Annotated in this window: 12 protein-coding genes and 1 CRISPR repeat array; all 12 genes read left to right on the top strand. The window is 47.3% G+C overall.

Annotated features, from left to right (window positions below; genetic code table 11):
* Positions 1-167 precede the first annotated feature (167 nt).
* The 12 genes from DWY93_RS13020 to nspC all read left to right on the top strand — a co-directional run bounded on the left by DWY93_RS13020 (position 168) and on the right by nspC (position 22,612).
* Positions 168-7,019 carry a YDG domain-containing protein gene (locus DWY93_RS13020; protein WP_117470369.1) on the top strand — a complete coding sequence of 2,284 codons (6,852 nt, stop codon included), beginning with the start codon at positions 168-170 and terminating at the stop codon, positions 7,017-7,019.
* A 531-nt stretch (positions 7,020-7,550) separates the two neighbouring features.
* Positions 7,551-10,043 carry a CRISPR-associated helicase Cas3' gene (gene cas3 / locus DWY93_RS13015; protein WP_117470370.1) on the top strand — a complete coding sequence of 831 codons (2,493 nt, stop codon included), beginning with the start codon at positions 7,551-7,553 and terminating at the stop codon, positions 10,041-10,043.
* 14 nt (positions 10,044-10,057) lie between these two features.
* Positions 10,058-10,795, top strand: a complete 738-nt coding sequence (gene cas5c / locus DWY93_RS13010) for a type I-C CRISPR-associated protein Cas5c (protein WP_117470371.1) — start codon at positions 10,058-10,060, stop codon at positions 10,793-10,795.
* Positions 10,792-12,717: a type I-C CRISPR-associated protein Cas8c/Csd1 gene (gene cas8c / locus DWY93_RS13005; RefSeq protein WP_117470372.1), complete on the top strand. Its 1,926-nt coding sequence runs from the start codon at positions 10,792-10,794 to the stop codon at positions 12,715-12,717. The genes cas5c and cas8c overlap by 4 nt, the downstream gene beginning before the upstream one ends.
* A gap of 2 nt (positions 12,718-12,719) precedes the next feature.
* Entirely contained in the window at positions 12,720-13,568 is an 849-nt protein-coding gene (gene cas7c, locus DWY93_RS13000; RefSeq protein WP_117470373.1) for a type I-C CRISPR-associated protein Cas7/Csd2, read from the top strand.
* A 2-nt stretch (positions 13,569-13,570) separates the two neighbouring features.
* Entirely contained in the window at positions 13,571-14,236 is a 666-nt protein-coding gene (gene cas4, locus DWY93_RS12995) for a CRISPR-associated protein Cas4 (RefSeq protein ID WP_117470374.1), read from the top strand.
* Positions 14,233-15,264, top strand: coding sequence for a type I-C CRISPR-associated endonuclease Cas1c (cas1c, locus tag DWY93_RS12990; protein WP_117470375.1), 1,032 nt, complete (start codon positions 14,233-14,235; stop codon positions 15,262-15,264). Before cas4 ends, cas1c begins: the two co-directional genes overlap by 4 nt.
* Positions 15,265-15,272: 8 nt before the next feature.
* Positions 15,273-15,563 carry a CRISPR-associated endonuclease Cas2 gene (cas2, locus tag DWY93_RS12985; RefSeq protein WP_117470376.1) on the top strand — a complete coding sequence of 97 codons (291 nt, stop codon included), beginning with the start codon at positions 15,273-15,275 and terminating at the stop codon, positions 15,561-15,563.
* 171 nt (positions 15,564-15,734) lie between these two features.
* A CRISPR array of direct repeats spans positions 15,735-17,094; the repeat unit is 32 nt; unit sequence GTCAGTCCCCTTGCGGGGCTGTGAGTTGAAAT.
* 507 nt (positions 17,095-17,601) lie between these two features.
* The gene (locus DWY93_RS12980; protein ID WP_117470377.1) at positions 17,602-19,056 is read left to right on the top strand and encodes an aminotransferase class V-fold PLP-dependent enzyme; all 1,455 of its coding nucleotides are present in this window, start codon (positions 17,602-17,604) and stop codon (positions 19,054-19,056) included.
* Positions 19,057-19,151: 95 nt separating this feature from the next.
* Entirely contained in the window at positions 19,152-20,006 is an 855-nt protein-coding gene (gene speE / locus DWY93_RS12975) for a polyamine aminopropyltransferase (protein ID WP_015553676.1), read from the top strand.
* Between the two features lie 2 nt (positions 20,007-20,008).
* Positions 20,009-21,268 carry a saccharopine dehydrogenase family protein gene (locus DWY93_RS12970; protein WP_117470378.1) on the top strand — a complete coding sequence of 420 codons (1,260 nt, stop codon included), beginning with the start codon at positions 20,009-20,011 and terminating at the stop codon, positions 21,266-21,268.
* A 210-nt stretch (positions 21,269-21,478) separates the two neighbouring features.
* Positions 21,479-22,612 (top strand): carboxynorspermidine decarboxylase, encoded by a 1,134-nt coding sequence (nspC, locus tag DWY93_RS12965; protein ID WP_117470379.1) that lies wholly within the window; start codon positions 21,479-21,481, stop codon positions 22,610-22,612.
* Positions 22,613-22,653 lie beyond the last annotated feature (41 nt).

Genomic DNA, 22,653 nt, shown 5'->3' with positions numbered 1-22,653 from the left:
GTCGAGGTGGTTTTCAGAAAAACACGTAATTGATATACTATTAGTATAGAAGATTATGCGAAAAATGTAAATATTGCGGGAATCTGATGTTTATCACAGTCGAGAAGACTCCCGCCTCTTTCGGGTGGTGAGTAATAGCAAATTTGTCTCAGTGGGAGGAAAATGGTATGAGAAAAAAATCAAAACGAATTTTAGCAGCTGCATTGTCAGCTATATTAATATGGAATACATGTGAATGGCAGCCGCAGGCATTGGCGGCCGGTTCGCTGCAGCGGATCGGGGCTGAAACGGAGGCAGATGATACTGCGGAAACAGCAGAAAAAGAATCTACGTCAAAAGAATCTGTATTAAAAGCTTCTCCGTCGAATGCTTCTCCATCGAATGCGGAAATAAAAGATAACCGTGGCGAGTCAGGTACAAGCAAAGCAGAAGCAGGAGCAGATGCAGATACAGGCAAAGCAGAAGCAGGGGCAGATGCAGATACAGGCAAAGCAGAAGCGGGAGCAGAGTCAGGTGCAAACAAAGCAGAAGCAGGGGCAAACGGAGCAATAGCAGGAACCGAGGCCGGAACAAACGGAGCACCAAACGGCACAGCAACAGGGGCAAAGATAGAAGCGTTCCTGGGGCTGGATGAGGCTATTGCGGTGCAGAAGCTGTCTCTGGGTGCCAAAGAAAGCGATATCGTTCTTCCGGATACTCTGGAGGTTCGGATGAAGCAGGAAACTTTAGAGGATGCTCCAAAAGCAGAAGGGAAACTGCAGATAGATGCGGAAGCTGATGATGAAAAAGAACGTTCAGAAGCGGAAGCAGATGAGAATATCAGCAGGATCTCCGGCGTGACCTGGAAGCTGGATATTGGTGAGAGCGACTACCCGGAATTTCACGGCGGGATCTCCCCACAGGAATATTTTGAAGAATTTGACGAGGATGGAGAACCTATTGAAACATCCTATAAGACCTGGGCAGGCTATCATGAGGCAAACCAGGACTACAACGGCAGTGCCTATGTCTATACACCGGTTCTGCCGGAGGAATATTCAGTGGGAGAGGAGACAGAGCTTCCGGAAATCTGCGTTCTCGTAGGAGAGATGCAGCTGGTGACTCTGGCAGGCGTGGAATATAACCTGAATAATAAGCATCTGCTCATTAATAGCACTAACAAAGATCAGTTTAATGGAAAAACCATTACCGGCTCCTATTGCCCGAGCACCCGGCCGGAGTCGACTTATACAGACATCAAGGGCGGTATCATAATTGATAATGTTACGGTCGATCTGACGATTAAAAATGTAACGATCAAATCTGATGGGGCCAGAGGATGGAATCTGGCCGGTATTTACCTGAAAGGCAATGCCCGGCTGAATTTGACATTAGAAGGAACCAATACACTTGTGGGACTGGATGATGGAGCCGGAATTGAGGTGGGAAAAGATGCAACGCTGGTTATTACGGAGCAGAGTACCGGAAGTCTGAAGGCAGTGGGAGGCGCCTATGGGGCCGCCGGTATCGGAGGAAAACCCGGAACAACAGGTTACGAAGGTGCAGATAAGAACTATGGGACAGGAACGATTATAATCAAGGGTGGAAGCATTGTAGCTGAAGGTGGAGCTTATCAGGTTTCCCAATCGACGCGTTATCATGGAGGAGCCGGAATCGGAACCGGTCTGTATGGAATCGGCGGAACCATTGAAATACTGGGCGGAAGGATAACCGCAGCAGGAGGAAGGGAGACAGGAGCCGGAATCGGAGGCGGAGCTGGTGGAGGTGTAGACACCATCGTGATCGGCGGGACGGAAGGCGAAGCTCCCAATATAGCCGTATCTTCTTATAATAATGGCGAATTAGGATATCCGGGAGCTGCCATCGGCACCGGATGGAATGGAGTGGATGGTTTACAATTATCCTGTGGCGATATCCGGATATTAAGTGGATCTGTGGAGGTAACGGGCGGAAATATTGGTTATGGAGTGTTAAAGCCTTTGTCTGGAAATGGCATGAAAGGCGGCAGTGTCACTATTTCCGAGGAGGTGCAGTTAGAGCTGCCGCTTGAAAGCAAAATTGAGCCCCGGGGAGACTGTACCTACGGGAAGAAAACATTCCGAATCTCCGCATATGATAACCAGCTACCAGATGGAACCTATCCGGCGGACATATCCCTGTATCGGGAAAATGATACAGAAAAAGCAACTCCGGTTTATGAAACAAGCACTCAGATGACCGTCTCCGGATTCAGGGGAACGATACCGGATATAACCCAGTGGATAGGCCATTCTGGAAATATGCAGATGGTTGTAGTGCTGAAGCCTTCCGGGGGCGGGGAAGGTAAGACGATGGAGGGAAGGGTTGCTTTAAACAAAGGAAAGGATGAAACCATCTCCGTCACACTTGGAAAAACTGCCTACCAGAAGACAATGGATCTGACTATCCATGATGGCCGTTTGAAGAATGATAAGAATTATACATTGACGGCTCGGTTGGGGGAAGAAGCAAGCGAAGGCGGCACTGCACCGGATGTAGTAACCTATTTATCTCAAAAAGCTTCCGGTTATCAGCTAAAGACTGATAAAGTCAGCTGGTATACGCCTCTGTCCGGAGTGGTTCCGGTATCGGTTCAGGTAAAGGAAGAAGGAGGGGAAGGAGAAAATATGAATAGCTTTACAGTAACAGGATCCCTCACGATGAAGTCAGAGGAGGAAACGAAGCTTTCCCTTACCATCGGAGAACCCCTGTATCCTGTCCGGTTCCACTTCTATTCATCAAAGGTGCAGGCGGCAGAGAACGTATCCCTGACAGCCGGACGGCTGGCTGGAGCTGTCTCAGAAGCTCCGGTGGAATTAAAGCAGGACGAAGGCCAGTTTGCCTTTGACGGGAAGCTGACAATCGATGCAGAAGCAGGCAATCATGCATCTGCTCTGGCATATCTTCCGGCCGGAAATTACCGGTTTGTGATAAATACAGGCATCAAAGAATTAGGCAGCTCCGGTGGAAGCTTTACCCTGAACAGCGAAATGGTAAAGGCAGCGGCTGCCGGAACGGATATCATCGTATTAAATGCGGCAGAGGCACTGGAGGGAGAGCTGGATCTTTCCCTTGGAGATATATCTTTTTACGTGGATAATGGTCAGTTGGCGATTTCCTATTCTAAAAAAGCAGCCGATTCTGATCAGGTGGTTAGTGAGAAGTTAATAGACCAGTCCTATGATAAATGCTATCGGATCACTTCATCTGGGAATAATGTGGAGAATTATCATCTCTCTGTGAATACTCCAGCCTCCATGGAACTAAAGCTCGTATTAAAGAACCTTACGATTACACCGGCAAAGGCTATCGCACCGATTCAGATAAACGGAGCGTCCCAGGTGATCACCTATCTGGAAGGGAAAAACAAGATTTCGATTAATACATCAGAGAATTCTTCTTCATCTGCCGGCATCAGCGTGGCAAAAGGTGCGAAGCTTACGATTGACAGTGAACCGGAACAGCAGGGCTCCATAGAGGTGCTCAATAACACAAAGGTAAGCAAGACGGGTGCAGCAATTGGAGGAAATGTAGGACAGGATACAGGAATCATTCACATCAAGGGGGGAACTGTAATTGCAAAAATGACGGATTACAATCCTAGGGGAGCTGCCATCGGTGCTTCGGCAGGAAAAAGTGTAGAAGAAATACGGATTAGCGGAGGAGTTGTAACTGCAAAAGGTAGTTGGGGTGCCGGAATCGGAACAGGAAGTGCTGATAGCCAGGAAAGAACCGGTAAAATCGTGATAGAAGGCGGAACGGTGAATGCAAGCTCGGAGAACGGTGCCGGAATTGGAAGTGGTATTGGATATGCCCGTAGTAAACCGGCGATAACTGCCGAGATTGAGATTCATGGCGGAATGATTACAGCCTATTCTAAACAGGGAGCCTGCATCGGAAGTGGTAATGCCAGTTCATCGAAGGTGCTGATTGACGGCGGCACAATCTGCTTGGATATTAAGGAGTCATGGGAGAGATCAATCGCCCATATTGGGATGGGAAAAAATGATAATACACAGGCACCAACTGATGTGAAGATTAAGGGTGGAACGATCTGTTTGATAGGGGCGAATGGATATATAAAGCGACCGATCATTTATGGCTGGGAAAAGGTAGGCGAAACGTGGCAGAAGAATACACCAAAAGACGGGAAGGATGACCCGGTTTATTACACCACAGCGGATCTGACCGGTATCTATGAGAATAATACACTGGTTGAAAAAGCAGGTATTGAAGGTGAAGGAAGCACCTACGGCTTTAAGGATGTCCGGACAGATTCCAGCGGAAAGCTCTATATGTACCTTCCGGCTTCGGAGGCAGTGAAAGCCTCCTTTGGCGGTGTGGAATTTACCGGAAAGGTTGAGGCAGGCAAGGATGAGAATGTATTAGAGCGTGAACAGACCTCTATTGATTATCAAAGGGAAGTCCTGAAAAATACGGCTCTGTATGAGCTGGAATATGCGGAATCTCAGGATGCCACAACCTGGACAAGAATCCGGGCAGGCGGCGAGGCTCCTCTGACAGAAATTCTGGATAAACAGCCGGAGAGTGCGACAGAGATTACTCTGTATGTGCGCAAGGCAGCCGCAGGTTCCACCACAGAAGGTGAAGCAGTCGAGATAAAGATTCCGGTAAGACCGGCAAAACCGGCCCAGATACAGGGAACAGATGTAACGAAAGACAGCTACTCTATCAGGGTAAAGGGACAGCCCGTTTCCGGTTGTGAGTACGGAATTTCAAAATCTGCGGATAGTGAGCTTCAGTGGCAGTCAGGGAATCAGTTTAGTAATCGGTTTAATGGTCTGACTCCGGCTCAAACCTATTATGTAACCCTTCGTGTGAAAGCAACAGACAGCGACTTTGCATCGAAGCCGGCTGATCGCTTATCGGTGACAACGCCGGATATCTTACAGATCGGCGGCTCCGGCACTGTATCCTTTGAAGCGAAGGGAACCTATGGACAGACACTTGATCAGATTCCGGTACAGCTGGCAGAGGGATTTCGGGTCGTTAATTATAGTGGATCACCGGTTTCAGGAACATGGAAGTTCAGTACGGATCAGAGCGGAACATCCGCTTCCTCAATTTATCCGGAGGTAACGGGAACCACTGCATATCAGGTAGAATTTAGCCCGGAGGGAGCATCGGAAGGGCAGTATGGAGAAACTTTGACCCAAAGTGTGATTCCGGAGATATCTCCGATAGAGTTGCAGGCAGTTGTTAAGACACCCATTGAAAAGTCCTATGACGGAAGTACCGATATCGCATTAGAGGCGACGGTAAAAATAGGAGCTTCGGGTCAGAGCTATACTATCAGTGGCCTGAAAGGAAGCTTTGAAGATGCCAATGCCGGAACCGGTAAGGCGGTAACCATTGATTCCTCAAAGGCAAGGGTTGAGACGGGTGAGAGCACAGTGAATCTGCAGAATTACCTTATCACATATCCAGCTCAGACCGGAACCATCCATCGGATACAGGGTTCGATTTCAATCGATCCGCAAGCATGGACTGGAGAAAAAACCTATGGAGATGACAGCTTTTCCTTGACAGGTGTGAAGGTAGTGGGAGATGGAGCTCTGACCTATACAAGCTCCGATGCAAATGTTCTCACCGTGGACGAACAGGGTCAGGTGACCATCAAAGGCACTGGTTCCGCAGAGGTAAGCATCACCATGGCAGAGGGAACAAATTACCTTGGCACAAGCACACCGGCAAAGAGAACGATCACCATTGAAAAAGGAACACTCACCCTTGCCTTAACGGCTGTGAACCGGAGTACCGGAGCGCAGCAGCCGGAAGGGATTCTCGGAACCTACGAGGATGATTTTGATATCATTGCAAGTATTCAGGGAGCGTATGGTGACAAGCTGCAGGGTAAGATCCGCTTCTATGATAATGGAAATCAGGTTCCGGATACGATCCCTGTAGGGGAAACTGGAACTGCGGTTCTCAACCTGACAAAGCCGGGAGTCGCATCCGTAGGAACGCACCGGATGACAGCCGAGTTTGATTTTGACACTTATGATGAGTGGGCGGCCAAATACAACACGCCTGCTCCGGCTGCGCATACCTTCGCAATCGGAAAGGTGGCTGCACCGCAGATCACCTGGCCGACGGCAGCATCGGTGAAGGCGGGAAGTCCTCTGAGTGATTCTGCCTTATCAGGAGGAAGCACTGAATACGGAAGCTTTTCCTGGAAGGATCCGGCCTTAACGGCACAGGCGGGCACCCATAGCTACGAGGTGGTATTTACACCGAATGAATGGGCCTCCGCTCGTTATGAGATCGCAGCAATGACCGGTATGGCAGAAGTGACAGCAACGGAAGATAAGCCGGACGAAACGGAAAAACCGGGCGAAACGGAAAAGCCGGGTGAAACGGAAAAACCGGGCGAAACAGGCAAACCGGGTGAAACGGGAAAACCAGGCGAAGCAGGCAAGCCGAACGAATCGAACAGAACGGATGATTCAGATGCTTCGGATGAGCCGGAAATACCAAGTCGCAACAACCCGTCCTCCGGTAAGGATAAAACCTCCGGCAGCGGTGCAGTCAGCCACGATTCAGTCAAAGGAACGATCGACAGTATGGCAGGAATTATCACAGGAGAAACAAACAGCTTTGTCAATGACGGAAAGAGCCATTGGATGATGGATGAGCATGGCTGGTGGTTACGCTTTGCAGATAATACCTATCCGAAGGGTATCGTACGTGATTCCGGTGATATTTCGCATAGCTGGGAGCAGATCAACGGAAATTGGTGGGCCTTTGATGAAGCTGGCTATGCCAAGACAGGCTGGTTAAGAGATGAAGATTACAGCGGGTGGTTCTATATGGACCTGGAACGCGGCATGCAGACCGGCTGGGTGCTTCTCGATGGAGCATGGTACTATTTTAACCCGATTTCCGATGGAAAGAGAGGGATCATGTACGCCGGACAAAGGACACCGGACGGATACTATGTAGATAAAAACGGTGTCTGGGACGGAAGAAGCAAGCAGTAAAGCGAGCTTCAAGCCGAACCTCCGTGGGACTTGGCGCGTGATTCTGGTCAGCGAAGCTGACATGCTTCTATCAGAATCACTGCGCATCTTCGCGGAGAGATGCTCTTGCACTAAGTATAGAATAATCCGGAATGGATCCGCAGGCTTTGGGAATCCTTCCGGATTTCTATTTTACTTACTTATTTCTATTTACTTATTTTTCGCAGGAAGAAATCCGCTAAAATTAAGCTTGTCAAGCGTTTCGGTGAACGCTATAATAAAAAAGCATTAATCGGCATCGGAAACAGGACAACACCGTTCTCGCTGTCATTGCTGCGAGTCAGGCGAAAGCCTGTGAGTTGAAAAATATTGTTATATATTTATAAAAAGGCAATTGAATTGAAATGATTCGATTGCTTTTTTAAATTTGTCATCCCCATTCAATAACAAATTTATATTATTATAAATTTATATAATACATTGACTTTTTAAGACAAAGGGACTATGATGAAATTACAGTAAATAAGAGGCAGATAAACGGAGAGAGGCAAAATGAAAAGTGCGAAGATCAAGCTTTCTGAACAGCAGAATCAGCAGCAGAATCAGTTGCGGGAGCAGTTGCAGGATCAAAATCCGGCTTATCAAAAGCTGGCACATGTGGATCATAAATCCCAAAGATGCCAATTCATGCAGGAGCATTCGGGGAATGTGGCTTGCTTTTCCTCCCGGATATGTGAGCTTCCGGAACTGAAAAGTATTGTAGAGCTGGCAGGATTCCTTCACGATGCGGGAAAGCTCGGTACGGAAAATCAGGCGGATTTTAGAAATATCCTTGCGCGAGGGGACGAGGCTCATCAGTATGGATTGGATCATTCCACCGCCGGAGGAAGGATTGCGTTAGAGCTATTAAGGGGAAACCCGGCTTCGGAATTTATCAGCACGTTGATCTACTTTCATCATGGGCTGGAGGATTGTATTAATTTAGAAAATGGCCAGATGCTGCAGGAACGGCGCTTGAAAAAAGAGATTGAGTATTCCCGTATCAAAGAAAGTTTTTTTAAGCTTTATGATAGAGAACTGTTAGAGAAGATTGGAGAGCAGGCAGATCAGTCATACCGGATCATGCTTCAAAAGATAGGGGATTTTGTTAAGAATTGTGATTCCACAGGAAAAAAATACGGGAGCAGATATTTTTATCTGGGAATGTATCTGAGGGTCGCATTATCGCTGCTGATCGATGGGGATTGGACAGATACGGGCTGTTTTTTTCAGGATATCCCTATTGAGAAAAGATTTTCGCAGGAAGAAACGCAGAGAATATGGAAGGAATGTATCTGCAATTTTGAACAGTATATGGAAAATGAAGTTCGGAAAAATCCGGATCAGGGAAATCAGCTCAATGATGTTCGGCAGGAGATATCGGATTCCTGCAGAGCGGCTGCAGAATCAGAGGAAAAACGATATCGTTTGACCGTACCGACTGCTGCCGGAAAAACCTTGAGCAGTCTTCGTTTTGCTCTATATCATGCCGAAAAACAGAAGAAGCAGAGGATTATTTATATAGCACCCTATAATTCCATACTGGAACAGAATGCGGAAGAAATAAGAAGTGCGGTAGGAATGCCCTCGGTTGTTTTGGAGCATCATTGCAACGTGATCTGCGAGGATGGTGAGGAAGAACGATATCGCGATCTCACGGAAACCTGGGACACACCGATCATCGTAACAACAGCAGTACAGATCCTGAATACATTGTTTTCCGATCGCAAGTCCTGCATTCGCAGAATGCATAATTTATGCAATAGTATTATCATATTTGATGAGGTGCAGGCATTTCCGGTAAAATGTACGGAGCTTTTTAATCTGGCGGTAAATTTCCTTACGCAGTTTGGCGGTTCAACGGTTGTATTATGTTCTGCGACACAGCCGACGCTGGCTCCTCTTAAGGAAAATAATATATGTGAATGCAGGGAAATGTCAAGGGAAACTGAAAAATATGCAGAGGTTTTTAAACGGGCAGAGATCATCGATGAAACAGAACGTTATCCGGGCGGGATGAAAACCGAAGATCTGAAGGAGTTTATACTTGAGAAAACCGAAGAATACCGGAGTACTTTAGCGATCGTAAATACTACCGCATGTGCATTTCAGGTATTCCGAAGGCTGGAGGAGAGCTGTTCGGATGAATATGAGATCTTTCATCTCAGCAATAATATGTGTCCGCAGCACAAGCTGGATACGCTGAAGGAAATAAAGCGTGCATTGAAAAAAAGAGAAAAAAAGATCATTTGTGTCAGTACACAGGTGGTGGAAGCGGGCGTTAATTTTTCCTTTGGCTGTGTGATCCGGTCAAAGGCGGGATTAGATAACGTAATTCAGGCTGCCGGAAGATGCAATCGTCATAAGGAGCTTGGAAAAATGGGAGCGGTCTATATTGTTCAGATGTCTGATGATGCGGAGCATCTGGAGCACTTGCGGGAAATCAGAGATGCACAGGCAGCTTTGCAGAAGGTCTTACATAGTTTTGATCTTGATGAGGGCGCCCTCGATTCGGAGGCGGCCATAAAATTCTATTATTCTGCTTATTACTCACAATTACGAGAGCTGGAAACGAAATATCCGGTCGAGGTGAGCGGAGTGACAATGACCTTGACCGATCTTCTTGGGAAAAATCAGACAGGACAAAACCAATATTATCGAAAATATGAAAGAAAGATCCATACAAAGCTTCCACAGGCATTTTTAACGGCCGGACGTGAGTTTGAGGTCATCACTGATACCCACAAAATCAGTGTCGTAGTTCCCTATGGAAATGAACCGAAGCGGCTGCTTGAGGAGCTGTCTCAAACACAGACGGAAGCAGAAAAGAAAAAGATATTGAGAAAATTACAGAGATATACCGTTGGCATCTCAGAAAACAGGAAAAATAAACTGGGGAATGCCATATACGAAAAGGAGGAAGGGATTCTGGTATTATGTGATGGATATTATGATAAGAAAGCGGGTGTTGTGGATGAGCCTGAAATGGGATTTTGTGAAATTTAAAGGAGGTGAGAGCGGTGAAAAAATACAGAAATACGATCGAATTTGAAGTATATGGTCCGTATGCGCTTTTTTCAGATCCTGTACTTCGTGTCGGCGGCGAGAAAACCAGTTATCATATCCCAACGTATGAGGCGCTGCGGGGAATCGTGGAAAGCATTTTCTGGAAGCCAACCATCTTATGGATCATCGATGCTGTCAGAGTGATGAATCCGATCCAGACAGAAACAAAAGGGATCCGCCCGATCGCATATAATGGCGGCAATGAGCTTGCATATTATACCTACTTAAAAGATGTACGATATCAGGTGCGGGCACATTTCGAGATGAATTATAATCATCCGGAGCTGGCGGAGGACAGAAATGAGAACAAGTACCACAATATGGCGAAGCGAATGGTAAATCGAGGCGGGCGCAGGGATATTTTCCTTGGAACAAGAGAGTGTCAGGCTTTCGAGGAGCCGTGCGTATTCGGCGAGGGAGAGAGCTATTATGATACCATGACCGGAGAAGTGGATTATGGTTTCATGTATCATGGGATCACCTACGCAGAGGAAGCGGTCTTAGACGAAGATAAAGGAAAGATGACGGTACGCTTCTGGAAACCGGTAATGAAGAAAGGCGGGATCATTGAATTTTTAAGACCCGAGGAGTGTACCCAGAAAAGACACATCAGGGAAATGCAGCGCAAGGTCTTCGGAAAAGGCAATTTTACCGGACTAGAAGAATTTGCCGGTGAGGAGGTGGAGGAGTGAGCTGGGTAAATGAACTGATCGATCTGTATGAAATAAACAGTGATAAAGTAGGGATCATTGAATATCGGGGAGATATGCCTTATGTTCTTCTGCCACCGTTCCATACGACAGTAACCGCACAGATCGAGGTAACCATCGACAGGAATGGAAACTTTATGGAGGCAAAGCTTGTAAGTCCGGAGGACAAGCTGACTGTGATACCGGTCACAGAAAAATCCGGAAGCCGTACAGCGGGAAAGGAGCCCCATCCTTTGTGCGATAATCTGAGGTATCTTGCGGGAGATTACACGAAGTATTATAAGGATGACGGGGTCTGTTACCAATTATATATTTCCCAGCTGAAGGAATGGGCGGAATCAGAATTCAGCCATGAGAAGGTTTTGGCCGTTTATCAGTACCTGAAAAAGAACAGCCTGATCCGGGATCTTTCGGATCAGAAGATCATCAAGCTGAATGAACAGGGAAAGATCGATGATAAGGAAAAGCTTCAGGGGATCGAGCAGGCAAAGGCATTTGTACGTTTTATTATCCGGCCGGAAAGCTCAGGCGTGTTTGAAACGTGCCCGGATGAGTGCTGGAAAGACAGAAGCCTGCATGAGCGTTATATAAGCTATGTTCGTTCAAGGGAAAAAGAACAGGGACTTTGTTATCTTACCGGAAATACAGAGGCTATTTCATATCTCCATTCCAGAAAGATCCGCAATGAAGGAGATGGCGCAAAGCTGATCTCTGCAAATGACAGCCAGAATTTTACTTATCGGGGACGCTTTGTCAGTAAAGAGGAAGCCTTTGCAGTAGGAAATGAAACATCCCAGAAGATACATAATGCCCTGAAGTGGATCATCCGTAAGCAGGGAACCTTTTTCGATACGCTGGTCATCGTAACATGGGAATCCAATCGATCAAGCATGCCGAGATGGAATGCGGATACGGAGGATATCGCATCTGAGTATGACGAAGAACAGGATGACTGGGATGACGAGGAAAATGATGAGAGTGCAGTATCCGATGGGAATGCGATTACTGCCGAAAACTTTTATAAGGCGATCAGGGGATATGGGCAGAAGATCGAGAATACGTCATCAATGATCCTGCTCAGCTTTGATGCAGCGACCCCGGGAAGATTGTCGATGGTGGAGGAGGCAACTCTGGATTCTGCAAAATATCTGGAAAATATTAAAAAGTGGCATGAAAGCTGTGGCTGGATCCACACGAAATGGAAAGACAAAAAAAGAGTACAGTTTTACGGTATGGTCGGAGTTAAGGATATCGCAGATATTTTATTTGGTATCGAAAGTAAAGGAACACTTACGATCGTGGACGCAAACGGAAAAAGAATGTATGCAGAGGTTGCGAAAAGACTGCTTCCCTGTATCTGGAGTGGACACAGGATCCCTTACGATTATGTGAACCGCGCGGTGCAGAAGGCCTCAACGCCGTTGGCCTATAAGGATCGAAATAACTGGGAACGGGTTTTGACTTTGGCCTGTTCGCTGGTAAAAAAATGGAAAAAAGAAAATGAACAGGAGGAATGGACTGTGGCATTAGATAAGGAAGAAACGAACAGAAGTTATTTATACGGACGCTTGCTGGCAGTTGCGGACAGGATCGAATACCGCACGTATGATGAGAAGGATAAGGCGAGAGTGACGAATGCAAAGAGATATATGAGCACTTTTTCGCAGAGACCCTTTGAAACATGGAAAATGATCGAGGAAAATATCCAGCCCTATATGTATAAACTGGAATTTCCGGAGCGACGTTTTTATGAAAACCTGCTGCATGAGATCAATGGCTTATTCGATGTGGACAGCTTTGGTGATAACAGCAAGCTGGATGGATTATATTTGTTAGGCTTTCATCATCAGGCCTATGAGCTGACATCAAAAAAGACAAAGTTTAATGAAAAAGAGGAGGAATAATGATGAGCGAGTTAAAGGGGAAAATCGATTTTACGTTATTTGTGAGTGTTGACAATGCCAATCCCAATGGTGATCCGTTAAACGGAAACCGTCCGAGGATCAGCATGGATGGCTATGGTGAAATATCAGATGTCTGCATCAAAAGGAAAATAAGAAATCGATTCCAGGATCTCGGGCAGAAAATATTTGTGCAGTCCGATGACCGGGCGGACGATTCCTACAGCAGCTTGAAGGACCGTGCCGATGGATGTGCGGAGCTGAAGGCCCAGATCGCTGACCCAAAGAAAGCCAATCGTGATGTCTGTGCAGCAATCGCCTGCAAGGAATGGCTGGATGTAAGAACTTTTGGACAGGTGTTTGCATTTAAAGGGATTCCTGTGTCCTTTGGAGTAAGGGGCCCTGTTTCCATCCATCAGGCAATCAGCCTTTCCCCCATCGACATTATCAGCATGCAGATCACAAAGAGCGTGAACAGTGAATCCGGAAAAGAGAGTAAGGCTTCCGATACTATGGGTACAAAACACAGAGTGGGTTTTGCAGTATATAAAGTGATGGGAAGCGTCAATGTTCAGCTTGCGGAAAAGACGGGATTCAGTCAGGAGGACGCAGAAGTTCTGAAGGAGGCATTAAAAACCTTGTTTGAAAACGATGCTTCTTCTGCCAGACCGGAAGGAAGTGTGGATGTCTGCAGGATGTACTGGTGGCAGCATGATGCTAAGACACCGGAGATCTCCAGTGGCAGGATCCAGAGAGGCTTTGACATTAAGGCCAAAAAGGAACGTCCGAAAGAGTTTTCAGATTATGAGATCACATGGCATGTAGACGGATGTAAAGAACCGGAGGTGTTTTAGCGTTGTTTCAGGAGGAGGATTTCCTCCAGCTATCCGGAATCCAGCACTTTGAGTTCTGCAGAAGACAGTGGGCACTGGCATATATAGAGATGCAGTGGCAGGAAAATGTCAGAACAGTAGAAGGGAAAATCCTTCACGAAAAAGCACACGATGCAGAGATGAAAGAAAAACGAGGTGATCTTTTGGTCGTGCGCGCATTGCCGATTCACTCCCGGGAAATGGGAGTGAGCGGCGAGTGTGATGTGGTGGAATTTCATAAGGTCAATGATGGGATCCGTCTGGCAGGCAAGGAGGGATCTTATCAGGCGATTCCGGTAGAATACAAAAGAGGAAAGCCCAAAACAGATGATTCTGATATTCTTCAGCTGGCGGCGCAGGCGATGTGTCTGGAGGAAATGCTATGTTGCACGATATCCTATGGATATATTTTTTACGGTGAGATAAGGCATCGCATGAAGGTGGAATTTACAGATGAAATCAGAGATAAGGTTCGGAGGGTATTTGAGGAGATGCATAAATACTATGAGCAGCGGTACACGCCAAAGGTAAAAACAGGCACCCGATGTAACGCCTGTTCTCTGAAGGATATATGCCTTCCGATTCTGAACAAGAAGAAATCTGTTTCCGGATATATTGATAGGATCATTGCAGATGAGGAACAAGAATGAAAAGATTGTTAAATACATTGTATGTAACCACCGGCAACAGATATCTGTCACTGGATGGTGAAAATGTGGTCGTTCTGGAAGACCAAAAGGAAATCGGAAGAATTCCTTTGCATAATCTGCAGGCAATCGTTACATTTGGATATACCGGAGCCAGTCCGGCACTTATGGGAGCATGTGCACAGAGAAATATAAGCCTTTCTTTTATGTCCGGGAACGGAAGATTTCTTGCCAGAGTTACAGGTGAAGTCAAGGGAAATGTAACACTGAGAAAGCAGCAATACCGAATCAGTGATAATAAAGATGAGAGCGTACATATTGCAAGAAATTTTATCCTCGGAAAAGTACATAATTCAAGATGGATCCTGGAACGGGCTGTGCGGGATCACTCCATACGTCTGGATACGGAAAACATAAAAAATAAGTCAATGTTTCTGGCACAGAGTATGGGAAGAATAAGAGTTTGTGAACATGCGGATGAGCTATTAGGTCTGGAGGGAGAAGCGGCTTCTGTATATTTTTCTGTCTTCGATGATCTGATCCTGCAGCAAAAGGATGTGTTTTATTTCCACGGAAGAAATAAGAGACCTCCTTTGGATTATGTTAATGCAATGCTGTCTTTTGGATATTCGCTGCTTGCCGGCATGTGCGGAGCAGCACTGGAAGCGGTTGGTCTGGATCCGTATGTGGGATTTTTTCATACAGACAGACCCGGCCGTATGTCTCTGGCACTGGATCTTATGGAAGAATTTCGCAGTGTCATGGTTGACCGATTTGTTTTAACATTGATCAACAAAAAGATCATGAAGGAAAAATATTTTATCAAAAAAGAAAACGAAGCAGTCATTATGACAGAGGAAGGAAGAAAAGTATTTTTATCTGCCTGGCAGGCTAAAAAACAGGAAACTATAAAACATCCGTTTCTGGACGAAAAAATCGAATGGGGAATGGCTCCCTATGTTCAGAGCATGTTGCTGGCGAGATATTTAAGAGGCGATCTGGATGAATATCCGCCGTTTTTCTGGAAGTAGGTGAATAAATGCTGGTCTTGATTACTTATGATGTGAATACACAGACGGCAGCAGGAAGAAAACGTTTGCGTCAGGTGGCGAAGGAATGCACCAACTATGGGCAGAGAGTGCAGAACTCTGTATTTGAATGTCAGATGGATGCAGCAAAATGCAGACAGGTGAAAAACATACTTGAAAATCTCATCGACAAAGACGTAGATAGTCTGAGATTCTATTATCTGGGTGAGAAATACAAAAATAAGGTAGAACATATTGGCGCTAAGCCGGGATTTGATGTTACGGAAACGCTGCTATTATAGTGCGAGAAGCATGTATACAGAAAAACCTCGGGACATTCGCACCGAAAAAACAGGGAAATCTTAGCCTAAAGGCCATGGAAATCCTGAAAGTGCGAGGGGAAATTAGTAGAAATATGTGAAATAAATACAAAAAACAATTTTGGTCAGGCAATATTTTTGGCTAAAATTGCTGTCAGTCCCCTTGCGGGGCTGTGAGTTGAAATATGAAAAATGGGCCGAGGATCACGCAGAAAGCGCCTGTCAGTCCCCTTGCGGGGCTGTGAGTTGAAATGTTAACTCGGATAGTCAACTTTATAAAGAAGCCGGTCAGTCCCCTTGCGGGGCTGTGAGTTGAAATATTTCCTGCCTTGCTCCAATCGCAAACGTACTCATGTCAGTCCCCTTGCGGGGCTGTGAGTTGAAATAGAATTGATCGCGAATGATCGAAAACATCACAGCAGTCAGTCCCCTTGCGGGGCTGTGAGTTGAAATTTCTTCCCACATCTGCTTGAATCGTTCAGAAGCTGCCGTCAGTCCCCTTGCGGGGCTGTGAGTTGAAATTCATAGGCGATAATCGGAACGAAAATCTTAATGCGTCAGTCCCCTTGCGGGGCTGTGAGTTGAAATATTTGTAGTATGTGCGAATATAAATTTTTTATTCGTCAGTCCCCTTGCGGGGCTGTGAGTTGAAATTCAGAATCAAGGCTCTGGTAGCTTTTGGAGACGTTGGTCAGTCCCCTTGCGGGGCTGTGAGTTGAAATAGAACGAAGCATCTTACAATCGGTGTAAAATGCGTCAGTCCCCTTGCGGGGCTGTGAGTTGAAATATGTTCTGCAAGCCGGAAGAATCTGCGGGGAAAATTGTCAGTCCCCTTGCGGGGCTGTGAGTTGAAATATGCTGACATTAAGGGAGGCACGGGATGAGAACGTCAGTCCCCTTGCGGGGCTGTGAGTTGAAATGTGAAGCAATCGATTTTGCACGATATAATCACAGTCAGTCCCCTTGCGGGGCTGTGAGTTGAAATGCGTATACCTGTGCGCTGTAAATCGCCTTCCGGTAGTCAGTCCCCTTGCGGGGCTGTGAGTTGAAATATATTTCCGTCCACATTCAGCGCACGGATCTGTGTCAGTCCCCTTGCGGGGCTGTGAGTTGAAATATCCGCGTTTTCCACTCTGTCTAAAGTGAGGTGATGTCAGCCCCCTTGCGGGGCTGTGAGTTGAAATGCTCGGTACGTTGCCTTTAAGCTCGGGCTGCCAGTCAGCCCCCTTGCGGGGCTGTGAGTTGAAATGGCTGCTGCTCGGTGCCGTTGTAAGTGAGCGGGTGTCAGCCCCCTTGCGGGGCTGTGAGTTGAAATGTATTAAACGGAAAAGACATGCTGGCGCAGATCAGTCAGTCCCCTTGCGGGGCTGTGAGTTGAAATATCTCATACAATACCGGAAAGGCAATTGGACGTGTCAGTCCCCTTGCGGGGCTGTGAGTTGAAATGCAAACATGACTATGATCTTGGCAGTGATCGGGATGTCAGTCCCCTTGCGGGGCTGTGAGTTGAAATGGAAAGAACCAGATGGGAAAATGGCTGACTCTGGTCAGCCCCCTTGCGGTAAAATATTTTTTACTTGACAGTTCCCGTGTTTTTCATGTATGATAAAAATAGTGTGAAGAGACATTTATCGTTTTCATGCAAATGTATGTAATGACCACTCCCGCAGAACAGACTACGGAAGTTAAGCCCATCGGACAGGCGGGTCAAGCGCCGCGTGGGGTTAAGCCCACATTATTGATTGAGTTAAAAGCTCAAATTTATAAGTTGATTACTTTATAATCAGTGTTTGAAAAACACATCATCTTGTGAATCGGTCAATAAGTGCAGGGACAATATATTTGCGATTGCAGACTTGGAGGAAAAAACGATAAAGGTCAGAGGCAGACGGGAGCGGAGTGACGCGCCCCAGACCCCAATGGAATAGAATCGTTTTGAGCAGATGATGGTTTTGGCGTCATCTGCTTTTTTTATTATTCAGATGATGCGCAATCAATAAAATGCGTGAGGAACAAAACCATGGACAGAGAGAGACAAAAGAAAGCCCCGATCTATGAAGCGCTCGAGGAATTTAAAAAGAAGAGAGTTGTCCCGTTTGACGTGCCGGGACATAAGAGAGGACGCGGAAATCCGGAACTGGTACAGCTTTTAGGCGAAAAATGTGTATCTTTGGACGTAAACTCCATGAAGCCGCTTGACAACCTCTGTCATCCGGTCTCCGTGATCCGTGAGGCGGAAGAGCTTGCGGCGGAGGCATTCGGAGCGGCCAGCGCCTATCTGATGGTAGGCGGAACGACATCTGCGGTCCAGAGCATGATCCTCTCGGTGGTAAAAGCCGGAGATAAGATCATCCTGCCGCGAAACGTACATAAGAGCGTCATCAACGCTCTGGTGCTCTGCGGCGGAATCCCGATCTATGTAAATCCGGAGATGAACCAGAGACTCGGTATTTCACTGGGAATGCAGGTCGAAAAAGTAAAACAGGCCATCGAGGACAATCCGGACGCGGTTGCGGTGTTCGTCAACAACCCGACCTATTACGGCATCTGCTCTGATATAAAAACGATCGTACAGCTCGCCCATGCGAGAGGCATGAAGGTCCTCGCGGACGAGGCTCATGGAACCCATCTGTATTTCGGAAAGAATCTTCCGATCTCCGCAATGGCAGCGGGAGCCGATATGGCGGCGGTATCCATGCACAAGTCCGGCGGAAGCCTGACCCAGAGTTCGCTTCTTCTTTTAAATAAGGGAGTGAACACCGACTATGTGCGCCAGATCATCAATCTGACCCAGACTACAAGCGCATCCTACCTGCTTCTTTCCAGTCTTGATATCTCAAGACGAAATCTGGCTCTCCGCGGCGAGGAATCCTTCGCGAAGGTCGTTGAGATGGCAGAGTACGCGAGACGGGAGATCAACTCCATCGGTGGCTACTATGCTTACGGAAAAGAACTTGTAAACGGTGACAGCATTTTCGATTATGATGTGACGAAGCTCTCCGTGTATACAAGAGACATCGGGCTTGCGGGAATCGAGGTCTATGATCTTCTGCGCGACGAGTATGATATCCAGATCGAATTCGGTGACATCAGCAACATTCTTGCTTACATCTCCATCGGAGACCGGATTCAGGATATCGAGCGTCTTGTTGGGGCTCTTGATGATGTGGAACGTCTCTACAAAAAGGACAGCGCGGGACTTCTCTCCGGTGAGTATATCTCCCCGAAGGTCGTGATGTCCCCGCAGAAGGCGTTCTACTCCGAGAAGGTCTCCGTTCCGGTGGAAGCGTCTTCAGGAAGAGTCTGTGCGGAGTTTGTGATGTGTTATCCGCCGGGAATCCCGATTCTGGCACCGGGTGAGATGATCACGGACGACGTGGTCCAGTATATCCTGTATGCGAAGAAAAAGGGATGTTCCATGCAGGGAACAGAGGATCCGGCTGTGGATCATCTGATGGTGCTGGCAAACATATAGCATGAATTTTTTAAGGCGCCGGACCTGGCTGCAGGCAAACAGGATGTCTGCCTGCATACAGGCTTTGGCCAATACGATACAAGGAGTCACGAGATATGGAATTCTGGTTTTCAGAACTGCACACCGGAAACGTAAAGCTGTCCATCAAGATTGAAAAGCAGCTGTTTTCCGGGGAGAGTGAATATCAGCGGATCGATGTGTTCGATTCCGAGGAATTTGGAAAATTTATCTCTCTGGACGGGGAGATCGTATTCTCCGAGAAGGACGAGTTTATTTATGACGAGATGGTGACCCATGTGCCGATGGCGGTCCATCCGTGTGTGAAGGACGTACTGATCATCGGCGGCGGCGACGGCGGTGTCGCGAAAGAGCTTTTGCAGTATGACTGCGTGGAACATATCGATGTCGTGGAGACGGATGAGATGTTTGTGGAGGTTTCAAGAAAGTTTTTCCCGGAGGTAGCCTGCGCCTTAGATGATCCGCGTGTCGAGGTCCACTATGATGACGGTCTGAGATTTTTAAGAAACAAGAAGGCAAAGTATGACCTTATCATCAACGATTCCACAGACCCCTTCGGTCATACTGAGGGACTGTTCACGAAGGAATTTTACGGTAGCTGTTACAGCGCCTTAAAGGAAGATGGGATCATGGTCTACCAGCACGGAAGCCCATTCTACGATGAGGACGAGCTGGCCTGCCGCAGCATGCACCGCAAGGCGTTCCGCTCCTTCCCGATCAGCCGTGTGTATCAGGCGCATATTCCAACCTGTCCGTCCGGATACTGGCTCTTCGGCTTCGCTTCAAAGAAATATCATCCCATCAAGGATTTCAAGCCCCGGGAATGGGATGCATTAAATATCGAAACCTGGTATTACACGACACATCTTCACATGGGAGCGTTCATGCTGCCGAAGTATGTTGAGGATCTTTTAAAAGAGGAGGAAAAATAAACATGAGCAGATTAATGATCATCGGCTGCGGAGGTGTTGCGTCCGTAGCGATCCACAAGTGCTGTCAGAACAGTGATGTATTCACAGAAATCATGATCGCAAGCCGTACCGTATCCAAGTGCGATGCCTTAAAGGAGAAACTTCAGGGAACGACAAAGACGAAGATCACGACCGCGAAAGTGGATGCTGACAACGTGGACGAGCTGGTGGCTTTAATGGAAAGCTACAAGCCGGATGCAGTGTTAAACGTTGCACTCCCGTATCAGGACCTGACGATCATGGACGCATGCTTAAAGGCTGGCGTGAACTATATCGATACCGCAAACTACGAGCCGGAGGACACCGACGATCCGACCTGGCGCGCGATCTATGAGAAACGCTGCAAGGAAGAGGGCTTCACCGCATACTTCGATTATTCCTGGCAGTGGGCATATCAGGAAAAATTCAAAGAGGCTGGACTTATGGCACTCTTAGGAACAGGTTTTGACCCGGGCGTCACAAGCGTCTTCTCCGCGTATGCGTTAAAGCACTATTTTGATGAGATCCACACCATCGACATCTTAGACTGCAACGGCGGCGACCATGGCTACCCGTTCGCTACAAACTTCAACCCGGAGATCAACCTCCGCGAGGTATCTGCAAACGGCTCCTACTGGGAGAATGGCCACTGGGTAGAGACAAAGCCGATGGAGATCAAGCGCGAGTACAACTTCCCGCAGGTCGGCGAGAAGGACATGTACCTTTTACATCATGAGGAGATCGAATCCCTTGCAAAGAATATTCCGGGCGTAAAGCGCATCCGCTTCTTCATGACCTTCGGACAGAGCTACCTGACCCACATGAAATGCTTAGAGAACGTTGGAATGCTTTCTACTTCCCCGATAAACTTTAACGGACAGGAGATCGTTCCGATCCAGTTCTTAAAGGCTCTTCTTCCGGATCCGGCATCCTTAGGTCCGAGAACCGTCGGAAAGACAAACATCGGCTGTATCTTTACCGGTGTGAAGGACGGAAAAGAGAAGACGATCTATATTTATAACGTATGTGACCATCAGGAGTGTTACAAGGAAGTCGGCTCCCAGGCCATCTCCTACACGACAGGCGTGCCGGCAATGATCGGTTCCATGATGGTAGTCGACGGAACCTGGAAGGGCGAAGGTGTATTCAACGTTGAGGAGTTCGATCCGGATCCGTATATGGAAGCGCTGAACAAGTGGGGACTTCCGTGGGTTGTGGATGAAAATACGGAGATTGTGAAATAAAAATTTGAAAATGAATGACTGTTTGGCATATTCGCGATGAATGCAGGAAAAGCGCGGAATGTGGAACAGGTTCAAGTACAGAAAACACCTCTGGCAGGAACGAGTTGTCAGGGGTGTTGCTGTATTGTGATACGGCAGTAGAAAAATGAACTTCGTTTTCTGGTAGGGCTGAGATGTGTATCAGGAACGAGTCAGTAATTGGAGAACAAGATGAAGATTAATGAATTACCAACTCCATGTTATGTAATTGATGAAAAAAAGCTTCGGAAGAATCTGGAAATTTTAAAGAAGGTCAAGGACGACACCGGCTGTAAGATCCTTCTTGCCCAGAAGGCATTCTCGAACTTCTTTGAGTACCCACTGATCGGGCAGTATCTGGACGGTACCACAGCCAGCGGTCTTTTCGAGGCAAAGCTTGGATATGAAAAAATGGGAAAGGAGAATCATGTGTTCGCTCCGGCCTTCAAGGAATCTGAGATCGGCGAGATCACCGATATCTGCGAACATCTGGTATTCAATTCTTTTTCCCAGCTTGAAAAATACGCGGACTTCTGTAAGGAAAAGGGCGTCAGCATCGGTATCCGCGTAAACCCGGAGTGTTCCACTCAGGGTGACCACGCGATCTATGATCCCTGCGCGCCGGGATCCAGACTCGGCGTGACTCTGGCGAATTTCCGGGAAGATCTCGTGGAAAAGCTTGACGGGATCCATTTCCATACTCTCTGCGAGCAGAACTCGGATGATCTGGAGACAACTCTGAAAGCTGTGGAAGATAAATTCGGAAAGTATCTGAAGCTTCCGAATATCAAATGGCTCAACATGGGCGGCGGACATCATATCACGAGAAACGATTACGACATCGACCGTTTAGAGCGCTGCATCCGCCATATGCAGGAGACATATGATGTCATTGTCTATGTGGAACCTGGGGAAGCCGTGGCGTTAAACGCGGGATATCTCGTGACGGAAGTCATGGACATTGTGGATAACGGGATCAGGACGCTGATCTTGGACGCTTCCGCTGCCTGCCACATGCCGGATGTGCTGGAGATGCCATACCGTCCGCCGTTAAAAGACTCCGGCGAAGCGGACGAAAAGCAATATACCTACCGCCTCTCCTCCATGACCTGTCTTGCGGGCGACGTGATCGGCGATTATTCCTTCGACCACGAGATCCGGATCGGCGACAGACTTTATTTCGAGGACATGGCGATCTACTCCATGGTAAAAAACAACACCTTCAACGGCATGTGCCTGCCGTCCATCGCGCGAATGGATGAGAATGGGGAGTGCAGTGTGGTGAAAACCTTTGGGTATGAGGAATTTGTGAGAAGACTGGGATAAAAAAGAAACATGATTATAGAAAACGGGGCTGCCGCATGCCA

The organism is Clostridium sp. AF28-12, from assembly GCF_003435225.1.
Taxonomy (GTDB): Bacteria; Bacillota; Clostridia; order Lachnospirales; family Lachnospiraceae; genus Pilosibacter; species Pilosibacter fragilis.
This window is presented reverse-complemented; position numbering and strand designations above follow the sequence as displayed.

What these genes read in the sequence shown, in the direction of transcription:
- DWY93_RS12970 (WP_117470378.1), top strand. Translation starts at nt 20,009, where the DNA reads ATGAGCAGATTAATGATCATCGGCTGCGGAGGTGTTGCGTCCGTAGCG.
- speE (WP_015553676.1), top strand. Translation starts at nt 19,152, where the DNA reads ATGGAATTCTGGTTTTCAGAACTGCACACCGGAAACGTAAAGCTGTCC.
- nspC (WP_117470379.1), top strand. Translation starts at nt 21,479, where the DNA reads ATGAAGATTAATGAATTACCAACTCCATGTTATGTAATTGATGAAAAA.
- DWY93_RS12980 (WP_117470377.1), top strand. Translation starts at nt 17,602, where the DNA reads ATGGACAGAGAGAGACAAAAGAAAGCCCCGATCTATGAAGCGCTCGAG.
- cas2 (WP_117470376.1), top strand. Translation starts at nt 15,273, where the DNA reads ATGCTGGTCTTGATTACTTATGATGTGAATACACAGACGGCAGCAGGA.
- cas7c (WP_117470373.1), top strand. Translation starts at nt 12,720, where the DNA reads ATGAGCGAGTTAAAGGGGAAAATCGATTTTACGTTATTTGTGAGTGTT.
- DWY93_RS13020 (WP_117470369.1), top strand. Translation starts at nt 168, where the DNA reads ATGAGAAAAAAATCAAAACGAATTTTAGCAGCTGCATTGTCAGCTATA.
- cas1c (WP_117470375.1), top strand. Translation starts at nt 14,233, where the DNA reads ATGAAAAGATTGTTAAATACATTGTATGTAACCACCGGCAACAGATAT.
- cas3 (WP_117470370.1), top strand. Translation starts at nt 7,551, where the DNA reads ATGAAAAGTGCGAAGATCAAGCTTTCTGAACAGCAGAATCAGCAGCAG.